Origin of the sequence: Paenibacillus endophyticus (genome assembly GCF_014192395.1) — a bacterium.
In the GTDB taxonomy this organism is placed as follows: domain Bacteria; phylum Bacillota; class Bacilli; order Paenibacillales; family Paenibacillaceae; genus Pristimantibacillus; species Pristimantibacillus endophyticus.
This window is the reverse complement of the sequence record NZ_JACHXW010000005.1, coordinates 270,860-291,595: the sequence shown is the minus strand read 5'-3', so window position 1 is coordinate 291,595 and position 20,736 is coordinate 270,860. Positions and strand designations below refer to the sequence as shown.

The 20,736-nt window shown below is 50.7% G+C and carries 22 protein-coding genes; 18 read left to right on the top strand and 4 right to left on the bottom strand.

The window, feature by feature from the left end:
• The first annotated feature begins 20 nt into the window (after positions 1 to 20).
• The 10 genes from def to spoVM all read left to right on the top strand — a co-directional run bounded on the left by def (position 21) and on the right by spoVM (position 9,106).
• Complete coding sequence (def, locus tag FHS16_RS11070; RefSeq protein WP_221226315.1) at positions 21 to 506, top strand: peptide deformylase; 486 nt, start codon at positions 21 to 23, stop codon at positions 504 to 506.
• A 4-nt stretch (positions 507 to 510) separates the two neighbouring features.
• Positions 511 to 1,470 (top strand): methionyl-tRNA formyltransferase, encoded by a 960-nt coding sequence (gene fmt, locus FHS16_RS11065; RefSeq protein WP_183561901.1) that lies wholly within the window; start codon positions 511 to 513, stop codon positions 1,468 to 1,470.
• Entirely contained in the window at positions 1,460 to 2,983 is a 1,524-nt protein-coding gene (gene rsmB / locus FHS16_RS11060) for a 16S rRNA (cytosine(967)-C(5))-methyltransferase RsmB (RefSeq protein ID WP_183561899.1), read from the top strand. The genes fmt and rsmB overlap by 11 nt, the downstream gene beginning before the upstream one ends.
• A gap of 99 nt (positions 2,984 to 3,082) precedes the next feature.
• Positions 3,083 to 4,129, top strand: coding sequence for a dual-specificity RNA methyltransferase RlmN (gene rlmN, locus FHS16_RS11055; RefSeq protein ID WP_183561896.1), 1,047 nt, complete (start codon positions 3,083 to 3,085; stop codon positions 4,127 to 4,129).
• 7 nt (positions 4,130 to 4,136) lie between these two features.
• Positions 4,137 to 4,898: a Stp1/IreP family PP2C-type Ser/Thr phosphatase gene (locus tag FHS16_RS11050; protein ID WP_183561894.1), complete on the top strand. Its 762-nt coding sequence runs from the start codon at positions 4,137 to 4,139 to the stop codon at positions 4,896 to 4,898.
• Between the two features lie 5 nt (positions 4,899 to 4,903).
• Complete coding sequence (pknB, locus tag FHS16_RS11045; protein ID WP_183561892.1) at positions 4,904 to 7,030, top strand: Stk1 family PASTA domain-containing Ser/Thr kinase; 2,127 nt, start codon at positions 4,904 to 4,906, stop codon at positions 7,028 to 7,030.
• 1 nt (position 7,031) lies between these two features.
• Complete coding sequence (gene rsgA / locus FHS16_RS11040; RefSeq protein ID WP_183562156.1) at positions 7,032 to 7,967, top strand: ribosome small subunit-dependent GTPase A; 936 nt, start codon at positions 7,032 to 7,034, stop codon at positions 7,965 to 7,967.
• A gap of 5 nt (positions 7,968 to 7,972) precedes the next feature.
• A complete protein-coding gene (rpe, locus tag FHS16_RS11035; protein WP_183561890.1) occupies positions 7,973 to 8,617 on the top strand; it encodes a ribulose-phosphate 3-epimerase in 645 nt (214 codons plus the stop codon).
• A 10-nt stretch (positions 8,618 to 8,627) separates the two neighbouring features.
• The gene (locus FHS16_RS11030) at positions 8,628 to 8,903 is read left to right on the top strand and encodes a hypothetical protein (protein ID WP_183561888.1); all 276 of its coding nucleotides are present in this window, start codon (positions 8,628 to 8,630) and stop codon (positions 8,901 to 8,903) included.
• A gap of 122 nt (positions 8,904 to 9,025) precedes the next feature.
• Complete coding sequence (spoVM, locus tag FHS16_RS11025; protein ID WP_010345573.1) at positions 9,026 to 9,106, top strand: stage V sporulation protein SpoVM; 81 nt, start codon at positions 9,026 to 9,028, stop codon at positions 9,104 to 9,106.
• A 97-nt stretch (positions 9,107 to 9,203) separates the two neighbouring features.
• On the opposite strand, the gene rpmB is transcribed toward spoVM, so the two are convergent.
• On the bottom strand, positions 9,204 to 9,392 hold the full coding sequence (gene rpmB / locus FHS16_RS11020) for a 50S ribosomal protein L28 (protein WP_053375639.1): 189 nt from the start codon (positions 9,390 to 9,392) through the stop codon (positions 9,204 to 9,206).
• Positions 9,393 to 9,682: 290 nt separating this feature from the next.
• Between rpmB and FHS16_RS11015 the strand changes: the two genes are divergently transcribed.
• The 5 genes from FHS16_RS11015 to FHS16_RS10995 all read left to right on the top strand — a co-directional run bounded on the left by FHS16_RS11015 (position 9,683) and on the right by FHS16_RS10995 (position 15,143).
• Positions 9,683 to 10,042: an Asp23/Gls24 family envelope stress response protein gene (locus FHS16_RS11015; protein ID WP_183561886.1), complete on the top strand. Its 360-nt coding sequence runs from the start codon at positions 9,683 to 9,685 to the stop codon at positions 10,040 to 10,042.
• 11 nt (positions 10,043 to 10,053) lie between these two features.
• Complete coding sequence (locus tag FHS16_RS11010) at positions 10,054 to 11,835, top strand: fatty acid kinase ATP-binding subunit FakA (RefSeq protein WP_246431705.1); 1,782 nt, start codon at positions 10,054 to 10,056, stop codon at positions 11,833 to 11,835.
• A gap of 35 nt (positions 11,836 to 11,870) precedes the next feature.
• Complete coding sequence (locus FHS16_RS11005) at positions 11,871 to 12,725, top strand: fatty acid kinase binding subunit FakB (protein ID WP_183561884.1); 855 nt, start codon at positions 11,871 to 11,873, stop codon at positions 12,723 to 12,725.
• 7 nt (positions 12,726 to 12,732) lie between these two features.
• Positions 12,733 to 14,784, top strand: a complete 2,052-nt coding sequence (gene recG, locus FHS16_RS11000) for an ATP-dependent DNA helicase RecG (RefSeq protein WP_183562152.1) — start codon at positions 12,733 to 12,735, stop codon at positions 14,782 to 14,784.
• A 71-nt stretch (positions 14,785 to 14,855) separates the two neighbouring features.
• The gene (locus FHS16_RS10995) at positions 14,856 to 15,143 is read left to right on the top strand and encodes a stage VI sporulation protein F (protein WP_183561882.1); all 288 of its coding nucleotides are present in this window, start codon (positions 14,856 to 14,858) and stop codon (positions 15,141 to 15,143) included.
• Positions 15,144 to 15,200: 57 nt separating this feature from the next.
• On the opposite strand, the gene FHS16_RS10990 is transcribed toward FHS16_RS10995, so the two are convergent.
• Positions 15,201 to 15,896 (bottom strand): SOS response-associated peptidase, encoded by a 696-nt coding sequence (locus FHS16_RS10990; protein WP_183561880.1) that lies wholly within the window; start codon positions 15,894 to 15,896, stop codon positions 15,201 to 15,203.
• Positions 15,897 to 16,035: 139 nt separating this feature from the next.
• On the opposite strand from FHS16_RS10990, the gene FHS16_RS10985 reads away from it, so the two are divergent.
• The 3 genes from FHS16_RS10985 to FHS16_RS10975 all read left to right on the top strand — a co-directional run bounded on the left by FHS16_RS10985 (position 16,036) and on the right by FHS16_RS10975 (position 19,182).
• Positions 16,036 to 17,361 (top strand): DUF2515 domain-containing protein, encoded by a 1,326-nt coding sequence (locus FHS16_RS10985; RefSeq protein WP_246431704.1) that lies wholly within the window; start codon positions 16,036 to 16,038, stop codon positions 17,359 to 17,361.
• A gap of 186 nt (positions 17,362 to 17,547) precedes the next feature.
• Positions 17,548 to 18,453: a hypothetical protein gene (locus tag FHS16_RS10980; protein ID WP_183561878.1), complete on the top strand. Its 906-nt coding sequence runs from the start codon at positions 17,548 to 17,550 to the stop codon at positions 18,451 to 18,453.
• A 63-nt stretch (positions 18,454 to 18,516) separates the two neighbouring features.
• Positions 18,517 to 19,182, top strand: coding sequence for an HAD family hydrolase (locus FHS16_RS10975; RefSeq protein ID WP_183561876.1), 666 nt, complete (start codon positions 18,517 to 18,519; stop codon positions 19,180 to 19,182).
• A gap of 112 nt (positions 19,183 to 19,294) precedes the next feature.
• Here FHS16_RS10975 and FHS16_RS10970 read toward each other — a convergent pair whose 3' ends face one another.
• Positions 19,295 to 19,642 carry a YolD-like family protein gene (locus FHS16_RS10970; protein WP_183561874.1) on the bottom strand — a complete coding sequence of 116 codons (348 nt, stop codon included), beginning with the start codon at positions 19,640 to 19,642 and terminating at the stop codon, positions 19,295 to 19,297.
• Complete coding sequence (locus FHS16_RS10965; RefSeq protein WP_312890841.1) at positions 19,639 to 20,697, bottom strand: DNA polymerase IV; 1,059 nt, start codon at positions 20,695 to 20,697, stop codon at positions 19,639 to 19,641. Before FHS16_RS10965 ends, FHS16_RS10970 begins: the two co-directional genes overlap by 4 nt.
• Positions 20,698 to 20,736 lie beyond the last annotated feature (39 nt).

Sequence of the window (20,736 nt, the reverse complement as noted above, 5' to 3'; positions counted from 1 at the left end):
TCGTAAAGGAAGGGAATACAATGAGTATCCGTATAATTGTGAAAGAGCCGGACCCGGTATTGCGGGAACTGGCAAAGGAAGTAACGAAGTTCAACGCAAATTTGCAGAAGTTGCTTAAAGATATGGCAGAGACGATGTACGACGCAGAGGGAGTAGGCCTTGCCGCGCCTCAAATCGGCATCTCGAAGCGGGTTATCGTGGTAGATGTCGGCGATGAGAATGGATTGGTGGAAATGGTCAATCCTGTTATTGTGGAGCAGGAAGGCGAACAGCTTGGTCCAGAAGGCTGCTTGAGCATTCCGAATCTTAACGGTGACGTATTGCGTGCGGACCGTATCGTAGTTACAGGCCAAGACAGCAGCGGTCAGTCGTTTACGGTCGAGGCAACAGGTTATTTTGCGCGTGCTTTCCAGCATGAGGTCGACCATTTGAACGGCATTTTGTTTACCGATTTGGCGGAGAGCATCTACGACATTTCGGAAAGAGCTAGAAAAGGCGGCGAATAGCTTCATGCGTATCGTATTTATGGGAACGCCGGATTTTGCCGTTCCCTCTTTAAAGCTGCTTCTTGAGCAGCAGTACAATGTCGTTGCCGTTGTCACGCAGCCTGATCGGCCGAAGGGCCGCAAAAAAACGCTCACGCCGCCGCCTGTAAAGGAAGCGGCGTTGTCGTTCAATCTGCCTGTGCTGCAGCCGGAGCGAATGCGCAATGCGGATGCTGTTGCTGCAATCGCGGAGCTGAAGCCGGATTTGATCGTAACGGCGGCCTATGGTCAAATTTTACCTAAGGCACTGCTCGATATCCCGCGGCTTGGCTGCATTAATGTGCATGGCTCCTTGCTTCCGAAATATCGCGGCGGAGCGCCTATCCAGAGATCCATCATTAATGGAGAAAGCTCTACAGGCGTTACAATTATGTATATGGCCGAAGGTCTGGATACCGGCGATATGATTAGTGTCGTCGAGCTTCCGATTACGGATGAGGATACTTCCGGTACGATGTTCGAGAAGCTAAGTCTCGCTGGCGCAGAGCTGCTGAGAGAAACGCTGCCGTCTATCATGTCGGGAGAGGCGAAAGCTATTCCGCAGCAGCATGAACAGGCAACTTATGCGCCAAACCTAACGCGTGAGGACGAGCTTATCGATTGGGCCAAATCAGCTCGTGAGGTTTTCAATCAGGTTCGCGGCTTGTCTCCGATGGCAGGCGCCTTCACTTATTTGAACGGCGAGGTATTCAAAATATGGGCGTGCGCCGAAGCGGAATCTCAGACTCCGATTAGATCGGCAGCACCCGGAGCTGTGCTTGCAGCAGACAGCCAGGGCATTCATGTCCAGACTGGCGATGGCGTTCTTTTATTGAAGGAGATTCAGCCAGCAGGCAAGCGAGTGATGAATGCCGCAGAGTGGTTGAAGGGCGCGCGTCTTGAAACGGACACTTTGTTAGGCGCGGAGGTGCGGCATGACGGATAGTGGAACACATAAAAAGAACCTGAATCATCAGGGCAGTCAGTCTGCAAACGCCAAGCCGAAGGCGAAAAACGGACATAAGCGTCCTATTTCCGGGAACAAACCGGCTCAGGCCGTACAAGCCTCGCAGCAGGCGGGCAGCCGCAAGGCGAAATCCCCGCGGGAGCTGGCTATGGATACGCTGGTCAAGGTTGCGCAGACAGGAGCTTACAGCAATCTGCAGTTGAACCGCACCCTTCAGGACGCGGGACTGCAGCGAGCAGATGCCGGGCTCGTCACAGAGCTCGTATACGGGACAATCCAGCGTCAAGCCACACTCGATTACTGGCTTGGCCGGTTTGTTTCCAAAGGCTTGAACAAGCTTGAGCCTTGGGTTCACCAGCTGCTCCGAATGAGTGCTTATCAGCTTCTGTATTTGGATAGGATACCTGCGCATGCCGCGGTTAACGAGGCGGTTACAATTGCGAAGAAGCGCGGCCACTCCGGGATTTCCGGCATGGTGAATGGCGTGCTTCGCAGCATTGACCGAGGCCGGGACGAGCTTCAGGCGTCTGCGATTAAGCACGCCGATCCAATTGTCCAAATCGCATTGCGCCATTCTTATCCGGAATGGCTGGTAAGCCGCTGGGTATCCGCATATGGTGCAGACCAAGCCGAACGGATATGCGCTGCAGGCAATGCGCATCCTCATTCAAGCGTGCGTGTCAATTCGTTAAAGGGAAGCCGCGAGGATGCTATTGCGCTTCTAATGGAAGCCGGTTACGATGCGAAGCCGTCGGCTGTTGCGCCCGCGGGCATTGCGGTTGAACGCGGTGGCAATCTAGCGGATACAGCCGGATTCCGCGACGGATTATGGTCCGTGCAGGATGAGAGCTCCATGCTCGTTGCGGAGGTTGTAGCGCCGAAAGCAGGCATGCAGGTGCTGGACTGCTGTGCTGCGCCAGGCGGCAAGAGCACACACTTGGCGGAGCTGATGGAGGGCAAAGGCAAGGTATGGGCGAATGATTTGCATGCTCATAAACGAGATTTGATCGTCACGCAATCCGAACGTCTTAAGCTTCGCAACGTAGAGGCGATTACCGAGGATGCGCTGAAGCTTGCGGATCGCTTTAAGCCGAATTCGATGGACGCCGTGCTTTTGGACGCGCCGTGCTCAGGCTTTGGCGTCATTAAACGTAAGCCCGAAATCAAATGGACCAAAACGTTAGGTGATGTTTCTGATATTGCTGCTGTACAACATCGACTGCTGAATGCAGTATGCGATTTAGTGCGGCCAGGCGGCGTGCTCGTGTACAGCACTTGTACGATTGAGAGAGACGAGAACGAGAAGCAGATTGCCGACTTTCTTCAGGCGCATTCTGAATTTGAATTAGATCCGGGCTGGCCGGAACCGATCTTGGATCAGCTTAGGAAGGCCGGTGTGATCGATGAGCATTTCGAAGGACAAGCACAGCTGCTTCCTCAGCATTTTGACAGTGACGGCTTTTACATTGCAAGGATGATTAAACGCTCTTAAGCGGCGCTTATGGCTGAACATGGGCGTTTGTGGTAAAATAAATCGATGGCGGCGTTCAGAACATAGAGCCGCCCTACTATAAGGTACAGGTGTGATGAAATGAAACCATGCATATATGACTACACGCTCGAACAGCTTCAACAATGGATGAAAGACAACGGAGAGCCCGCATTTCGAGGCGGACAGTTGTTTGATTGGCTTTATGTGAAGCGGGTAAAGAGCTTTGAAGATATGTCCAACCTATCCAAGACGCTGCGGGATAAGCTTGAAGAGAGCTTTCAGTTTGTAACGCTCAGCGAAATAACGAAGTTCGAATCGAAGGATGGAACGGTTAAGTTTCTGTTTGGCCTTCATGATGCGCATGCGATTGAAACGGTTATTATGCGCCACAACTATGGGAACAGCATCTGCGTGACGACTCAAGTCGGCTGCCGAATCGGCTGCACGTTCTGCGCATCGACGCTCGGCGGATTGAAACGTAACCTGACCGCTGGTGAAATCGTAGCGCAGGTGGTAACGGCACAACAGATGCTGGACGCTACCGGAGAGCGCGTATCGAGCATCGTCATTATGGGCTCGGGCGAACCGTTCGAGAATTATGACGCCACTATGACGTTCCTTCGCATCATGATTCACGAGAAGGGACTGAACATTGGCCAACGCCATATTACGGTATCAACGAGCGGTATCGTGCCGAGCATGTATAAATTCGCGGAGGAAAATACGCAAATTAACCTTGCTCTGTCGATTCATGCGCCGAATGACGCGCTGCGCTCGAAGCTTATGCCGGTTAACCGTCGTTTCCCATTCGAAGATGTAATGGCTGCTTGCCATAACTATATCGCCAAAACAGGCCGGAGAATCACGTTCGAGTATGCCTTGATCGGCGGGGTAAATGACCGTGCAGAGCATGCGCAGGAGCTGGCGGATGTATTGCAAGGCATGTTATGTCATGTCAACTTGATTCCAGTTAACCATGTTCCTGAACGGAACTACGTTCGGACGCCGCGCGAGGACATATTTGAATTCCAACGCGTATTGGAACGGAATAAAGTGAGCGTTACGATTCGTAGGGAGCAAGGTCATGATATTGCGGCTGCATGCGGCCAGTTAAGAGCGAAACATATGGAGTCTCAGGCGAGGTGATGACTGATTGTTAACGGCAAACCGCAGTGATATTGGACGGGTTCGTCATGTGAATGAAGATCAATCATGGGTTAGTCAATTGAATAATGGGATCACAATTGCCATCGTAGCAGATGGCATGGGCGGTCATCAAGCCGGAGACGTCGCCAGCCAAAAGGCTGTAGACGCGTTCCGCAGCATGCTGGAGCAAAGCGCAGCGAAAGCCGACTTGTCTTTGCAGGAAGGGAAGATGCTTATTCGCCAAGCGATTTCGCAAGCGAATGAAGCTGTTTTCGAGATGGCCTCACGCAATGAGCGCTATCATAACATGGGTACCACCATCGTCGCTGCGCTTGTTAAGCAGGACAATGCTATTATTGGACATGTTGGCGACAGCCGTGCATACAAGATTAAAGAAGGCGTGATCACGCAAATTACGAATGATCATACGCTGGTTAACGAATTGGTTAAATCCGGCCAGCTGAGTGCCGAAGAAGCTGCCCATCATCCGCGCCGTAATGTGCTAACACGCGCAGTCGGTACGGATTCGCAAGTCGAGATCGAAGTGCAATCGGTGGAATGGTCGCCGGAAGACGTCCTGCTGCTTTGCAGCGACGGATTATCGAATCTGGTGAGCGAGCAGCAAATGCTGCAAACGGTCACGACAGAGCAGCTGGAGCTGGAAGCCAAAGCTGATCATCTCATTCAGCTTGCACTGCATGCTGGCGGGGACGACAACATTACAGTCGTTCTTCTGCAAGAAGCGGGCAGCACGAATCGAGGGGAGTGACTAGGATGATCGGACAGGATTTAGGCGGACGTTATGAAATATTGACACGTATCGGCGGAGGCGGAATGGCGCTTGTCTACAAAGCGCATGATGTGCTTCTGAATCGCAAGGTTGCGGTAAAGGTGCTGCGTCAGCAATTTGTACATGACGAGGAATTTATACGAAGGTTTCGTCGTGAGGCACAATCGGCGGCTGCGCTGTCTCATCCGAACGTCGTCAGCATCTATGATGTAGGACAAGAAGAAGACATACATTATATCGTCATGGAGTACATTGAAGGCCACAACTTAAATGAAATTATACAAGAGCGTGCGCCGTTGCAGCCAGAAGAAGCGGTGCGCATTGCCATGCAAATCGCTGATGCTCTCGATCATGCGCATCAGAATCATATTATCCACCGTGATATTAAGCCTCATAACATTTTAATCGGAAAAAACGGACGAGTGAAGGTAACGGATTTCGGGATTGCCCGTGCGGTTACATCATCGACGATCACACAGACGGGATCCGTCATCGGATCTGTCCACTATTTCTCCCCCGAGCATGCGAAGGGGGTCAATACCGGAGAGAAGTCTGACCTATATTCACTTGGTATTGTGCTCTACCAAATGCTGACTGCGAAGCTTCCGTTTCTTGGCGAGAGTCCAATTAGTGTTGCACTCAAGCATTTGCAGGAAAATTTCGAGGATCCTCGTGTCGTAAATCCTCATATTCCGCAAAGCGTAGAGAATGTTATCCTCAAAGCGATGCGGAAAAATCCGAGTGAACGTTACGCTTCTGCCCATGAAATGCAAGCAGATCTGGATACATGTCTTCGTCCCGATCGACTGAAGGAACCGAAGATCACTTTCGTTCATGTGAATGATATGGAAGAAACGCGAGTGATGCCTGCTATCCGCGGCGATATTAGAGCGGTAGAGACGGCCGAGAGAGAGCGTCCTATTGCAAAAACGGCTGCATCCGGAGATAAAGCTTACAAAGAGGAAGAAGCGGCAGCTGCGAAGCCCAAAGGCTGGAAGAAGCCGTTAACTATCGTTGGCGTTACGCTTATCATATTAGGTTTGTTCATTGGCGGCTTTATTTGGCTGCTTGGCGTTCTGGACGTGGCAGAGGTTAATGTGCCTTATGTCGTTGGCAAGACGGAAATCGAAGCTAGACAAATGATTGAGGCTGCGGGTCTCAAAATAGAGGATCCTGTTGTCCATGAGCACCATAAGGAAATTCCGAAGGATCAGGTGCTAAGTCAGTCGAAGATGAATATGAGAGTCAAGGAAGGCTCGCTTATTCAAATTACGGTAAGTGACGGACCTGAGCTGGAAGAGCTCGGCAATTATGTAGGAAAAGCGCTGCAGACAGCTATCGATGAGCTTGGGGCGTTAGGCATCTCTGAGAAGCAGATTGTCATCGTTCCGTTGTATAGTGAGGAAGCTCCCGATACGGTTATTCAGCAGTCTCCAGAGCCAGGCGAGGAGTACAATCCAGAATCGGTAGAGTTCACCTTCACGGTCAGCAAAGGCCGCGAGACCGTTCCTATGCCGAACCTGATCGGTAAAAGCTTGGATGAAGCGAAGGATTTAATCAAGGCTAACGAGTTGACGCTCGATGACGCAGATATCTTATATGAGCCGAGCTACTTGCATCAGAAAAACTATGTCATCAGCCAAGATCCTTATAAACCGAAGGACCAAGTGTCCAAAGGTGCTGTACTGTCAATTCGAGTCAGTTCGGGACCGCCTGCTGACGCGAAGGAGCATCAATTCAATATAACGATCTCACCTGCGGAAGCCGGCAAGACGAGCGAAATCCGCATCGTATATTCTGATTCTCGTGGGGAGAATATTGAGTGGGATAAACGCCAAATCACGACAACGCAAACGTTTCCTGTTACCGTACTCGTAGCACCTGATACCGAAGCAAGGGTGACGGTTTACCGAGATAACCAGTTTATCGATTCGAAAACCATTACCTATGAAGAACTATTGCAAGGATCGAATTCATCCACCTTGAACATTCCAGGTGAAGAAGTGCAGCCGACAGAAGCACCGGCACAAGCGGAGGTTACCGAAAGCGATGAGCCAATTGAAGAAGAGCAGCAAGAACAGCAACAAGAGCAGTCAGAGCAGCAGCCTTAGCATGAGCCACAACAGTAAAGAAAATCATCTTAAAGGTACGATTGTCAAAGCCTTGAGCGGCTACTATTATGTGAGGGCTGAGAATACGGCATCGGATTCGGCAACGATTCAGTGCCGAGGACGCGGCGTTTTCAAAAACAGAGGATTGACGCCGTTAGTCGGAGACCGCGTGATGTACAGCTTAACGGAGAACGGAGAGGGAACTGTCGAGGAGCTTCTTCCTCGTTCTTCGGAGCTGATTCGTCCTCCAGTGGCTAATATTGATCTTGCCATTCTTGTGTTCTCCGTAACGGAGCCTGCACTTAATTTACAGCTGCTTGATAAGTTTCTCGTGCATATCGAGCATGCAGGCATCCCCGCTGTCCTTTGCTTAAGCAAGCAAGATTTGGAGAACGATGGTTTGGAGACTGCGGAGGCACAAGCTGCGGCAGCCTCCGTTAACCGAATTTATCGTGCTCTTGGCTATGAAGTATACGGGACAAGCTCCCGTCTTGGTGAAGGCATTACACCATTTCAAGAGAGACTGCAGGGCCATCTTGCCGTGTTTGCGGGTCAATCCGGCGTAGGCAAATCATCGCTGCTTAATGCAATCGTTCCAGGTCTTCAGCTAGAAACCAATGAAATCAGCAATCGACTGGGGCGCGGCAAGCATACGACCAGGCATGTGGAGCTAATAGAGATTGGCGGCGGTTTAGTCGCAGATACGCCTGGTTTCAGTCAGTTGGATTTCCAAGAGCTAGGAATTGAGGATTTAGGATATTGCTTTATCGAGATGCGCAAGCTTTCTCCAAGCTGCAAGTTCCGTGGTTGTACGCATGTGCATGAGCCAGGCTGCGCGGTGCTCGCTGCAGTAGAGAGCGGTGAAATCGAGAAAAGCAGGCATGAGCATTACTTGCTGTTTCTAGCGGAAATGAAAGACAAAAAACGGAGGTACTAACAACTATGACGATTATTGCGCCTTCCATACTATCAGCTAATTTCGCGAGGCTTGGAGAGGAAGTCCAAGCCGTGGAAGCGGCAGGGGCAGATTGGATTCATATTGACGTAATGGATGGACATTTTGTACCGAACTTAACGTTCGGGCCGCCTGTCATTTCGGCTATTCGGCCAACGACAAAACTCCCTTTTGACGTACATCTTATGATCGAGCGTCCGGAGCTTTCAATTGCCGATTATATTGCTGCAGGCGCAGACCGGATTACGATTCATGCCGAGGCTTGCGTGCACTTGCATAGAACGGTGCATTATATTAAGGAAAAGGGATTGCCGGCAGGCGTTGCTATTAATCCAGCTACTCCCGTCTCCATTCTGGAGCCGATTCTTCATGATCTTGATCTCGTGCTTATCATGACGGTTAACCCGGGCTTTGGCGGGCAGAAGTTCATTCCATATTCGTTAGTGAAGCTGCGCCAGCTGCGCGCGATGCTTGAAGAACAAGGGCTTGATGAGGTGTTTGTACAGGTAGACGGCGGCGTTAATGCAGCCACTGCCGCTGTTATTCGCGAGGCGGGAGCTAACGTGCTTGTGGCAGGCAATGCTGTGTTTGCAGAACAGGACCGTACAGCTGCTATCGCTGTACTGCGCTAGGGGCTGAAACATGAATGAGAAGGTAAAGACAACGTTTTGGCTTATCGCCTACACGTTCACTGCGGGACTGTTGATTACGCTATTTACCGTAATCGAGGATTTTTATCGTTATCTCTTTTCATTGCTGGCTTTGTACATAGGCATTCGTTTCTTCCGAAGGTTCGAGACACTGGGCTATAGAATAACATTTTTTGTTCTGTCGATTGTGTTTTTTCTAATATTTGCTGTTTTTTATTCGATGTTTATTTATATAAAGGACAATCCGGATGCGTTAACAGGCGCATAAACGGGCTCCCCAGGCAGGCTCGCGATGGAATAGGACAAACTGACGACGCATAGGATGTTTACATGAGCGTAGCAATGTTGTCACGGATAAATTCGATGAGCGTGTCTGAGGAGGGATGAGGCATGAAATTTTATACAATCAAACTGCCTAAATTTTTGGGCGGATTCGTAAAGGCGATTTTGAATACCTTCCAAAAAAATTAGGTCAGATGCTGCAGGACACCCTTCGGCCGTGATCGTGTAAAAGCAAAAGAAAAGCACCTGAGAGCTCAGGTGCTTTTGTCTATGGCCGAAGCCATCATTATACGCGGGTAACTTTACCAGCTTTCAGTGCGCGAGTGCTAACATAAACACGTTTCGGTTTACCGTCAACCAAAATGCGAACCTTTTGCACGTTTACGCCCCATGAACGACGAGTTTTGTTGTTAGCGTGGGAAACGTTGTTACCTTTACCAGGTGCTTTACCTGTAAGAAAACATTTGCGTGACATGACTACACCTCCTTTAAATCTTGCGTGAGCAAAACGTATTCCATAATAGGGCTCGTTATGCGTGAGGAAAATTTCATTCGTATCGAAATAACATTTAAACACACTTGAATATCGTATCATAAACATTGGTTCTATTCAACCTAAATATGAGGACATGTCTGTGTTCGATGTCCGCCGAGACCTATTATACCTCGGTAACACTGGTTTTTTTGATCGGACTTCTATAAAGGAGCCGTTTATAGTACAATGGTACTTAGTCCATAATTGTTACAGTAAGGGAGTGAATTTCCATGCCAATGCAGTTAAGCACCGAACTCGGTTCGATCCATGTCTCTGATCACTGCATAGCCGTTATTGCCGGCTCTGCGGCCATGGATTGTTATGGACTCGTCGGGATGGCTTCACGCAAACAGCTGAAGGACGGAATTGCCGAGTTGCTCGGACGAGATAATTTAACTCGAGGCGTTGAAGTTAGACGAGTGAACGAAAAATTGCATATTGATCTCTACATCATCGTAAGCTATGGAACAAAAATTTCCGAGGTAGCGCATAATATTCAATCCAAAGTAAAATATGTGCTGAATGACGTGATTGGTCTACAAGTGGAAGAAGTCCATATAATTGTGCAGGATGTCAGGGTACTTAAGTAACAGGGAGGGAAATGTCGTTGAGTAAGCGCTTTATAAACGGATCTGATTTTGCCGCAATGGCACTGCTCGGCGCGGATTATTTGCAGCGTAACGCGGAGCATGTTAACGCATTGAATGTATTTCCGGTGCCGGATGGCGACACAGGAACAAACATGAATTTGACGATGTCCTCCGGCGTTCGCGAGCTCCGCAGCAAGCCTTCAAACAGCATCGGAAAAACGACAGAGGTATTATCCAAGGGCTTGCTTATGGGCGCCCGTGGAAACTCTGGCGTTATTCTGTCACAGTTGTTCCGTGGTTTCTCCAGATCGCTTGCCGGTCTTGAAGAAGCAGGAACGGTGCAACTGGCCGCTGCTTTGCAATACGGTGTTGACCTCGCTTATAAAGCTGTCGTAAAACCAGTAGAAGGAACGATTCTTACTGTTGCCAAAGAAGCAGCCAAGCATGCCGTGCAGTACGCCCGCCGAACGAATGATGTGGCCGAGCTGATGCACGAGGTGCATCAAAAGGCATATGAGGCACTTCAGCGTACGCCTGATCTATTGCCTGTACTGAAGCAGGTAGGTGTTGTGGATTCCGGCGGACAAGGTCTTGTGTTTATTTATGAAGGTTTCATGCGCAGTCTTGCTGAAGCAGACGGAGCAGACGGACAACTAGATGCGTATTCTATGGCTTCTGAAGCTGCTCCTCCCGAAGCGGTAGCGGTACCAACTACTCCTATTCCTGTTCGCAGGCTAGATCAGGTATCGGCTCAATCTCGTCTTTCGACAGAAGAAATCGAGTTTCTGTATGATATGGAGTTTTTCATTAACCGCAAGCTGAAAGGGCAAGCTGGAGCGTTTTTTGATGAACCCGCTTACAAGCGAGCGCTAAGCAAAGACGGAGATTCCATATTGGTCATTACAGAAGACGACATTATTAAGGTACACGTTCACTCGCGCAAACCTGGCGATGTTCTCAATTTTTCGCTGCCCTATGGCGAATTAACTGATATTCATATTCTCAATATGAGAGAGCAGCATCGCGATTTGATTGAGCATGAGCAGTCGGGTGGCGGTACCCCTGATTATTCGGCAGCTGAGCTGCTGGCAGGTGAGGGCGTACAAGGCGTTCCGCCCGGACAAGTTTTCGAGACTGCTCCTTTTGGCATCATAGCGGTCGCTTTAGGGGACGGTATCGCGGACATCTTCTTGGAGAATGAAGTCGATACGGTATTGTCAGGCGGTCAGACGATGAATCCAAGCACCGAGGATTTCGTTAAGGCAATCGAGGCTTTGTCTGCGGAACACATCTATATTCTTCCGAACAACGGAAATATTATATTAGCCGCGGAGCAGGCAGCCGAGCTTAGCGAGCGCAGCGTTACCGTGATACCGACGCGAACGATTCCGCAAGGGCTAGCCGCCGTGCTTGCTTTCAAAGAAGAAGAAACGGCCGAACGCAACAGCGTGTGGATGAAAAACGCCGCTGAACAAGTCGTCTCTGGCCAAGTAACGAAGGCTGTTCGCGACACGACCATTGAAGGCGTTGACATTCGCGAGGGCGATTATATCGGCATAAAAGAAAAAACGATTGTCGTATCCAAAGCAGCATTGCAGGAGGCTTGCCAAGGTCTCGTCGCGAGCATGCTTGACGCGGGCGGGGATTTGCTTACTATTCTCTCCGGCGAGGAAGCGGATGCAGCTGAAACGGCTTCGCTTTGCGAATGGATAGGCGAGCAATATCCTGATTTGGAGCTGGAAGTTCAGAAAGGCGGACAACCGCTCTATCCGTACGTCTTCGCATTGGAATAATCGGGTAATCGGTTTTATGCAGGGAGGAATGAACAATGGGAATGGTCCGAATTGTAACGGATAGTACGGCTGACATCCCGGAAGAGGTAAGGGAGCGATTAGGGATTTCGATGATTCCCCTCAAGGTGCTTTTTGGCGAAGAGACGTTCCTTGATGCGGTGACGATTAAGTCGGATGGTTTTTATGAGAAGCTTGCGCAGTCTGCAACGCTTCCTACCACGTCTCAGCCGTCCCCGATGGAGTTCTCTGAGGTATATGAGAAACTGCTGGCTGAGGACGCGGAATCGCCTATTATCTCGATTCATTTATCGGCTGCGCTTAGCGGGACGTACCAATCGGCGGTCATTGCCCATTCCATGCTGGAGGGGCAAGCAGACATCACGATTATGGATTCGAGGTCTGCCTCGTACGGATTCGGCATGCGTGTCGTCCAAGCAGCTGAAATGGCACAGGCGGGGGCGTCCAAGGAGCGTATTATCGAGGCGATCGAGCAGAGAGAGCGCGACACGCAATTATATTTTTTAGTGGATACATTGGAGTTTTTACAAAAGGGAGGGCGAATCGGCAAGGCTTCCGCGCTGATTGGGTCTATCCTCAACATTAAACCGATATTATCATTAGATGCGGACGGCGTCGTGCTTGCGGTAGATAAGGTGCGCGGGTCTAAGAAAGCAATGTCACGGATTATCGAGCTGCTTAAGCAGACCTACGGCGATGTGCCGGTAGGGATGACGATGGCCTATTCTTTCCGCAAGGATACGGCGGAGGAGCTCTGCGAGCAGATTAAGAGCCAGTTCAACGTACAGGAAATCGGCTGGACGACGATTGGCGCTGTAATTGGTACGCATACCGGTCCTGGCGCTTCAGCCGTGTTTATGTACAGGATGTGATAGGATGATGACGCTGGACCACATTTCTGTTCGGCAAATCAAAGGCGTGAGTGCTCCCAAGGAAGAGGAGCTTCACGCCTTTGGCGTGAGAACAGTTGCTGATTTGCTTGATTATTTCCCATTTCGTTATGAGGATTACCGTATTCGGGAGCTCACCGATGTGAAGGAAGGCGAGAAGGTTACGGTACTCGGGCATGTGAGAGGCATTCCAGTGCTTCAACGCTACGGCAAAAGCAAATCCAGACTGACCTGCAAGGTTGAGGTTGGGCAGTGGCTCGTGACCGCCGTATGGTTTAATCGTCATTTTCTGCAGGACCAGCTAACGGTTGGCCGTGAGATTATGCTTACGGGCAAATGGGAGCAGCAGCGCCTGCAAATGACCATATCGGATTCTGAATTTCCGGGAAGCGGCGGGGGAGCAAAGACGGGGACGCTTCAGCCTGTCTATTCCGTAGGCGGCAGCATTACGCAGCCGTGGATGCGGAAGACGATTAAACAAGCATTAACGCAGTATGGAACGATGATCGAAGAGCTGCTGCCGCAGGAGCTTATTCGGAAGCATGAGCTGATGGCTAGGCGCGACGCCGTACTGCGCATCCATCTTCCTGACGATACAAAAGCAGGCCAGGAAGCTCGGCGAAGGCTTGTATATGAGGAGCTATTTTTGTTCCAATTAAAACTCCAGGCATACCGAGCGCTTAACCGCAAAAGAAGTGACGGCATTGCACATCGAATCGAAAGCGAGACGATTCGCCAATTCGCCGGAACGCTGCCGTTTGAGCTAACGGATGCACAGAAGAAGGTCGTCAATGAAATTTGTGTCGATATGCGCAGACCTTCATGCATGAACCGGCTGCTGCAAGGTGACGTTGGCTCTGGTAAAACAGTCGTCTCCGCTATTGCGCTTTACGTTGCGGTTAAGTCAGGCCATCAAGGCGCCTTGATGGTTCCGACCGAGATCTTGGCCGATCAGCACATGCGCTCCCTTACCAAGATGTTTGCGGAACTCGGCATCCAGGTGGCCTTGCTCACAGGCAGCCTTACCGAGCGTAAGCGCAGGGATGTGCTGGCGGGGCTTCAAATGGGGCTGATTGATATTGTCGTTGGCACACACGCGCTAATTCAGGATGATGTTTTTTTCCGGAGCCTAGGGCTCGTTGTAGTGGACGAGCAGCATCGCTTCGGCGTGAACCAGCGCAGCGTGCTGCGCCGCAAAGGGATGAATCCGGATGTGTTGACGATGACCGCTACGCCTATTCCAAGAACGATGGCCATTACGGCGTTCGGAGATATGGATGTGTCTACGATACGCGAGCGTCCGCATGGACGCAAGCCGATCAAAACCTACTGGGTTAAGCACAGTATGATGGAGCGAGTGCTCGGTTTTATAAGGAAAGAAGTCAGCAAAGGACGACAGGCTTATATTATTTGTCCGCTGATCGAGGAATCGGAGAAGCTGGACGTGCAAAATGCGATTGACCTATATGTTCAAACGCAGCAGTCGTTTCCCGATTTGCGTGTTGGCCTGCTGCATGGCCGCCTTTCTTCAGCAGAGAAGGAAACGGTCATGGGTGCTTTCGGAGCGAATGAAACGCATGTGCTTGTGGCGACGACTGTCGTTGAGGTCGGCGTCGATGTGCCGAACGCGACACTCATGATTATTATGGACGCGGAGCGTTTCGGCTTGTCTCAGCTTCATCAATTACGTGGACGGGTCGGTCGTGGAGAGCACCAGTCGCATTGTATTCTGGTGGCCGATCCCAAATCAGAAACCGGAAAAGAGCGCATGAAGGTCATGACAGATACGGATGACGGCTTCGAGGTATCGCGGCGGGATTTGGAAATACGCGGTCCAGGCGATTTCTTCGGTACGAAGCAGAGCGGACTGCCAGAGTTCCGATTGGCGGATATGGTAGCAGATTATGAAGTGCTTGAGCTTGCAAGGGAAGATGCGGGAGAACTGACGGAGCGTGATGATTTTTGGTCGAATGAAGCATATGTCAGGGTGCGCAGCTTGCTGCAGAAGGATCAAATTTTTCAAGGGGAACAGCTGGACTAGGCAATAATTACCTCCTTTCGGCATATAGATTAACGAACGCGCTTGGATTGCCGGATGGAGGTGTCAGGGCAGTGAGTTACCAGAATTATGGAATTCGGCCGCAGTTGGTCGAGCGTATCAAATACAAAATGAAAAACCCTGTTGTAAAGGACCGTATAAGGCAGTTGCTTGGAAATGTGACTAAATATGATTTGCAGGACCGTCCTAAGGTGCGGAAGCTAGTGAAAGCGGCGGCTGTTATCCTTCAGGAGCAGCTGACCGATACGCAAGAGGATCAGATCGTGGCATTCGTCATGGGACAGAAAATTGATCCAAACAACACGTTTCATTTGTTAAAGCTTTGGGGAATGTTTCGCTGACCGCTTCGGGTCAGCGATTTTTTTTATGCAGACTCAGGCTCCACACACTCTCCGCGGCTACCAAAGCTCCAACTGCTCGTCCACTTTGCATGGCTCGATCAAGGAGGATTCATCGTTGCTGACATTGCCGACAGCAGCCGATACGGGATAAGCTTGCAGTTCGCTGCTCTGATAAGGAACAAAGAGAGGCATTAGCGCAGCAGTATCGGTTACGGTGCGATCTAGCCATAGCTGTTCATCCTCGGGCCGCAAAATGACGGGCATGCGGTCATGGATAGGGGATACGAGTTCGTTGGGTGCCGTTGTCAGAATTGTACAGCTGTTGATCCTGGTTCCTTCTGGAGAAACCCAAGTCTCGTAAAGTCCAGCCATGCTAAAGAGAGCTCTGTTCTTCAGTGAAATTCGCATCGGCTGTTTGCCGTTAGGTGTCGTCTTCCACTCATAAAAACCATCAGCGGGAATGAGGCATCGTTTTCGCTGCAGCGGCTTCTGGAAGGCTGGCTTGCTCGCTGCTGTTTCCGAGCGTGCGTTGAGCATTTGAAACCCAATTTTCGGATTATCTGCCCATGGGGGGACGAGACCCCATTTCAATTCACCCAACCGGTTGCGTACACCATCGCTGATCACGGAAAGTATGAGCTGGCTTGGGGCAATATTGTATTTGGGTCGGTGAAACGGTACCATCGTCTCCCCAATCATATAGCGAACCATAAGCTCTTCGAGCGTAACAGTAAGTGTATATCTTCCGCACATGGCTCCTCGCCGCCTTTCTTTATACTTGCTTTATTATAACATCGTGAGAAGCGGAAACGCATATGTTGCTGACACGGTATGACGAAGTGCCTGTTGGCAAATACTGGTTGATATAGCGAGTCATAAGGCGTATCAGGCAATGACGGGAAATGGGGCGCAGGCATTGAGCAAAAAAACAGAAGCAAGATCATACCGCCGTTCGTTCGGCTATTGGCTGCAGCAGCTGCTCGTGCTCCCGCGGGCAGCGATCGAGTATGCGGTCGGCAAATGGGCGGCTATGAGCGCATCACATACGATGATTGCTGAAGCAGTCCCGCTTCAGCTCTCGGGCGCTGCCGCCGCAAAGCTGAAATATGCGTGGTCTAAGCAGCTTGCGTACGGGGAGCCTGCCGCGTCCCATAGTTGGAATACGCAGGAGCTTGCGATCATTGCCCGCATACATGCCGAGACGACAGCATGCAACCGTAACAATGTGACGCGAACCGAGGCATACCGCGGCGTTTATTTTCGCACGCCTGAGCTGCACTGGGCGCTTCTAGCTCATATGGTATCTCGCAACGGAGGCTGGAACATGACGGATTTGCAGGGCGAGTGGCTGCCCAGGCTGTTAAATGAGGAGCAAAGGGAGGCGGTGTTCCGTTTTCTAGAGCAGGCGAATGCACTGATTTTTCAGGACGCCTATCCGCAGCTGCTGCTGTATGAATGGAGCAGGCGAGAGGGGAGAAGCTTGTTCCATCTTCTTCCTGCGTTTGGCGTATCGTCGTTCATGTCGCCCGTGTGGAAGCAGTTCTTGCGTGATCTGGATGCCGTGCCTTTAACGATTGCGCTGATAGTGAATGAGCAGCATTATATCGAAGGGCGAGTGGTACAGCATCCCTACTTTCGAGAAAAGGTGCTGCATACTTTGTTTTTTGGCCTTCAGTCGCTATTGCAGCTAAACGGCGTTGTTTTCCCATACGGAACGGGAAGTGAGAACGGGAAGGCCGAAGAACCATCCGTACTGAAGCTTTCCGGTCTCATCTTAGAGCGATTCGAGAATCTGCAGGAGCGGATTGAATTCGGAAAGCGGCTGTATGCGATGCTGTTTGGCATTCCGCGTGTCCATGAGGGCGCGAAATGCTTTGCCGGAGCTGTGAAGCATACTGGCTCGCGCGCGGATTACGCGCCGCAGATGTTCGCCAGCGTTCGCCAGCTGCCGCCTCAAAGCGTCTATAAGGAGCGTTTGCTGGGGGGCCGTTTGAAGCCGGGGGCTGCGGCGCTGTATAGCCCAGAGCTTGGCGCAGCTTGGAAGGACCAGCCGTTGGAGCAGCCGGATTTTGGTGATTGGTTCAGCTCGATCGAGTCGATATGGCCTTATTTCCAAAAGCTCCCGCTTCCTCATTCCTTCGAAATTACGAATGAATACGGACTTATGCTGAACAAGGTCGAGCTGGCGGTGCTGGCCATGCAGCGGGGAGGCACTTAGGATTGGTTTCGGTGCCCTTGTATGTGCTTGTGAAATAAAGGCGGTTCGCATGGTGTCTACAGACTTTAGTCGAGCAGAAAGCCATCCTTTGGGTTGGACGCGGAATCAAACTAAAGTCCGTTAAAAATGTAATTTCCTTCCTGTAATATTAGCAGCATCAACGTATTGGGGGAAGGGTGCATCAGTTTGAATCGAGTATTAACGAGTGGACAGCAGCGGAGTTTGCGTTTTTTTGAAGGTGAGAAGTATCTGGTCGTTACCGGACTGCTTGGATTTGTACTTGCGCTTTTTTGTGCGGCAATAGCATGGGTCAACGGGGAAGTGGTAGCGCCTGATGGCAATATGCTGAAAGCTTTTTCTTTTAATGCAGCGCTAGGTCTGTTTCTATTGTCAACTGCAGCTATCGTTCCATTCTCGGGAATGGGAAGCAAAAACAGAATCTTTTTCCGATGGTCCTATATTTCAATTGCCATGTACAGTTACTTTGCCGAAACGGTCCAAAATTATCGCGGTGTGAACCCGAGATTTGTCGCTGGCGGTACGAATTATGACGTTGCAGTCGGCTCGATCTTTGCATTGGTGGCCTTTCTGCTGATCTTGTTTTATCTGTATTTGGCTGTTCCCTTTTTCCGCGCAAAAGCATATCGACTGCGCCCTGCGCTCGTACTTGGCATTCGATATGCCATTTGTGCAATTATGCTTTCGTTTGCTGCCGGTATCTGGATATCCGTAAACGAAGGCAGATCCGTTGGCCTCGGCGGAAATATCATCTGGCTGCATGGGCTAGGCTTTCATGCGCTTCAAGCCGTTCCTTTTGTAGCCTGGCTGACTGAACGAAGAGCGCTGCGCAGTTCTGTTAACCATCGATTGATTCATCTTACGGGAATCTTTTATTTTCTAGGTCTGTTGGTGATCGGCTGGCAGACGCTTCTCGGCCATTCCATCTTCGAGTGGACGGTGCTCCCGCTCCTAGCTGCTTTCTGTTTCCTGCTCGCATTCGTGCCTGTTATCCTATTGCTGCGAAAAACGAAGCAGCTTGCCCGCATCCGCAGTGCCAACGAGCCAAACGGCAAGTCTCTACACGGACAATAAAAAGGAAACAAGGCGAAAGGATCGAATACCTATCCTAACGCGAATGAAGGGATTTGATTTTTTTTGGCGATGAAGGCTGTGCTTTTTGATTTAGACGGGACCCTGTTGGACCGGGATGCTTCTCTCTTATCCTTTGTAAGCGCACAGTATGAGCGGCTTCCCGGCCTTCAGGCTGTCCGGAAAGAGGACTATGTGAGGCGCTTTATCGAGCTTGATAATCATGGTTATGTGTGGAAGGACAGTGTATATCAGCAGCTTATCGCGGAGTTTTCAATCAAGGGTTTGGCATGGGAGGATCTCCTAAATGACTATTTGCATATCTTTCAGGAGCATTGCCTCGCGTTTCCTCACGCGTTAGCGGCGCTTGGCTTACTCAAGAGCAAGGGGTTAAAGCTGGCACTCGTTTCCAACGGCTATGGCCAATTTCAATATGATAACTTCAAGGCGTTAGGCATCGAGCCTTATTTCGACGCGGTATTGATTTCGGAGTGGGAAGGGCTTCGCAAACCGGATCCTGCTATTTTTGTCCGAGCTTTATCTAAGCTTGAGGTGCGTGCGGAGGAGGCCGTGTATGTCGGAGACCATCCCGTTAATGATATACAAGCAAGCCGTATGGTGGGGATGAAAGCGATTTGGAAAAGCAATGCTTCTTTCTCATCCGCTTCGGGCGCGGACGCCATCGTTGAGGGATTGGATGAACTGCCGGCAATCGTGCGTTCTTTTGGATAACTTGGGTAAAAGGTTGATTGTTCGACGCTCCTTTGGTAGTTGCCGGTTAAATGCTGAGCCGCTGGAAATCGGCAGCCTAGAACCCCGTTTAAGGGCTAAGGCCGCCATGGCTTCAAAAGAGGCCGTTTTCCTCGTTCTCCTGAACAGCCGCGCCTTCGATATCTCGCATCATGAACCATTCCCCATCGACCATGAAGCGGCCTTTCAGCTGGTCGATCCGCTCGATGATGCCGATGACCGTCAGCTCCTCGAGCGGGTGGAATAAGCGGAGCGTAACCGGCTGCCGAAGCTGGAGCGATTCGGTCACGGAACGGGCTACATGCTCCCATTCCTGCTCGTCAAGCTCTATGCGCTCGCGCTGCCGCGAAGCTTTCTCCAGCTCGTTAATTGCGACCTTGTGCTCGGGCAGCATCATGCGGCTGGATTCCCAAAGCCCGTTGCCTTCCAGTTTTTTTCTCATTTATAATGTCCTCCGATCTTCGCTGAACGATGCTTCGCTTGACCAGCAGCGGTAGTAGATACCGCTCTCAGAATAACGGCATCGCCGTATTTCTTCTTCAAGGCATCCGTCGCTTTCTCAAGCGCCATCGTCTTCTCGCGCCTCGTATCAAACAAAGAAAGCTGATACTCGTCATCTTGGGAAAATTGCGTCAGGCTGACGCCGACCTTTCTTACCGGATGACCGTCCCAGTGCCGCAGCACGAGCTGGATGGCGGCCCGGTATACCTGGTTGGTCATGTTCGTCGGATCGTCCATTTTCATTTGACGGCTGAAGCCGGTCGGCTGGTCATAATCCGCTCCCATCAAGCCCACCGAAACGACATGCCCCATATATCCTTTCCCGCGGCAGCGCTGGCACACCAGCTCGGTTAATTCCAGCAGCACGACCTTGATCTCGTCAAGTGTCCCGTAGTCGCGCGGCAGCGTCATCATATGTCCGACCGCCTTCGGAGCGATCTCATGCGTCCCCGGAGCGACGGGGCTATTATCGATGCCGTTGGCAATGTTCCAGTAAAGCTCAGCGCTGATGTCGGCGTTTTTGCCAAGCTTGCGGCGCAGCATCAGCTTTAGCTTCTCAAGCGGCGTTTCGGCGAGCTTGCCGATGGTCTCCAGTCCCATGAATTGAAAATGCCTGGTCATGCGGCTGCCGACCATGAACATTTTGGAGACGGGCAAGGTCCATAGCGTGTCGGGAAGGTTTTCTTTGTTCAAAATATAAATGCCGGAAGCATTTTTCTTCGCATAGTTGTCACAGGCCGTTTTCGCCAATATTTTGTTCTCCGCAATGCCGAAGCGTGTATAGATGCCAAGCTCGGCTTGAATGCGGGTTTGAATATGAAGCGCCAGCTCCTCCGGCGAGCCGTACAAATGGAGCGAGCCCGTCACATCGAGGAATTGCTCATCAATTCTGTTGTCAAGAGTTTGTAGACTATTGTTTACGATAAAGATCATAGCTATTACAAGCTTCTCTACATATTTTACCAAATTCAATGTATACTTAATTTTGCTGACCACAGAGTCTGGAAAATAAACTAGGTAAGGACTGATGCTATC

Excerpts from the sequence above, each read along its gene's own strand:
- def (WP_221226315.1), top strand. The coding sequence starts at position 21 with ATGAGTATCCGTATAATTGTGAAAGAGCCGGACCCGGTATTGCGGGAA.
- fmt (WP_183561901.1), top strand. The coding sequence starts at position 511 with ATGCGTATCGTATTTATGGGAACGCCGGATTTTGCCGTTCCCTCTTTA.
- rsmB (WP_183561899.1), top strand. The coding sequence starts at position 1,460 with ATGACGGATAGTGGAACACATAAAAAGAACCTGAATCATCAGGGCAGT.
- rlmN (WP_183561896.1), top strand. The coding sequence starts at position 3,083 with ATGAAACCATGCATATATGACTACACGCTCGAACAGCTTCAACAATGG.
- pknB (WP_183561892.1), top strand. The coding sequence starts at position 4,904 with ATGATCGGACAGGATTTAGGCGGACGTTATGAAATATTGACACGTATC.
- rsgA (WP_183562156.1), top strand. The coding sequence starts at position 7,032 with ATGAGCCACAACAGTAAAGAAAATCATCTTAAAGGTACGATTGTCAAA.
- rpe (WP_183561890.1), top strand. The coding sequence starts at position 7,973 with ATGACGATTATTGCGCCTTCCATACTATCAGCTAATTTCGCGAGGCTT.
- FHS16_RS11030 (WP_183561888.1), top strand. The coding sequence starts at position 8,628 with ATGAATGAGAAGGTAAAGACAACGTTTTGGCTTATCGCCTACACGTTC.
- spoVM (WP_010345573.1), top strand. The coding sequence starts at position 9,026 with ATGAAATTTTATACAATCAAACTGCCTAAATTTTTGGGCGGATTCGTA.
- rpmB (WP_053375639.1), bottom strand. The coding sequence starts at position 9,392 with ATGTCACGCAAATGTTTTCTTACAGGTAAAGCACCTGGTAAAGGTAAC.
- FHS16_RS11015 (WP_183561886.1), top strand. The coding sequence starts at position 9,683 with ATGCCAATGCAGTTAAGCACCGAACTCGGTTCGATCCATGTCTCTGAT.
- FHS16_RS11010 (WP_246431705.1), top strand. The coding sequence starts at position 10,054 with ATGTCGTTGAGTAAGCGCTTTATAAACGGATCTGATTTTGCCGCAATG.
- FHS16_RS11005 (WP_183561884.1), top strand. The coding sequence starts at position 11,871 with ATGGGAATGGTCCGAATTGTAACGGATAGTACGGCTGACATCCCGGAA.
- recG (WP_183562152.1), top strand. The coding sequence starts at position 12,733 with ATGACGCTGGACCACATTTCTGTTCGGCAAATCAAAGGCGTGAGTGCT.
- FHS16_RS10990 (WP_183561880.1), bottom strand. The coding sequence starts at position 15,896 with ATGTGCGGAAGATATACACTTACTGTTACGCTCGAAGAGCTTATGGTT.
- FHS16_RS10985 (WP_246431704.1), top strand. The coding sequence starts at position 16,036 with ATGACGGGAAATGGGGCGCAGGCATTGAGCAAAAAAACAGAAGCAAGA.
- FHS16_RS10970 (WP_183561874.1), bottom strand. The coding sequence starts at position 19,642 with ATGAGAAAAAAACTGGAAGGCAACGGGCTTTGGGAATCCAGCCGCATG.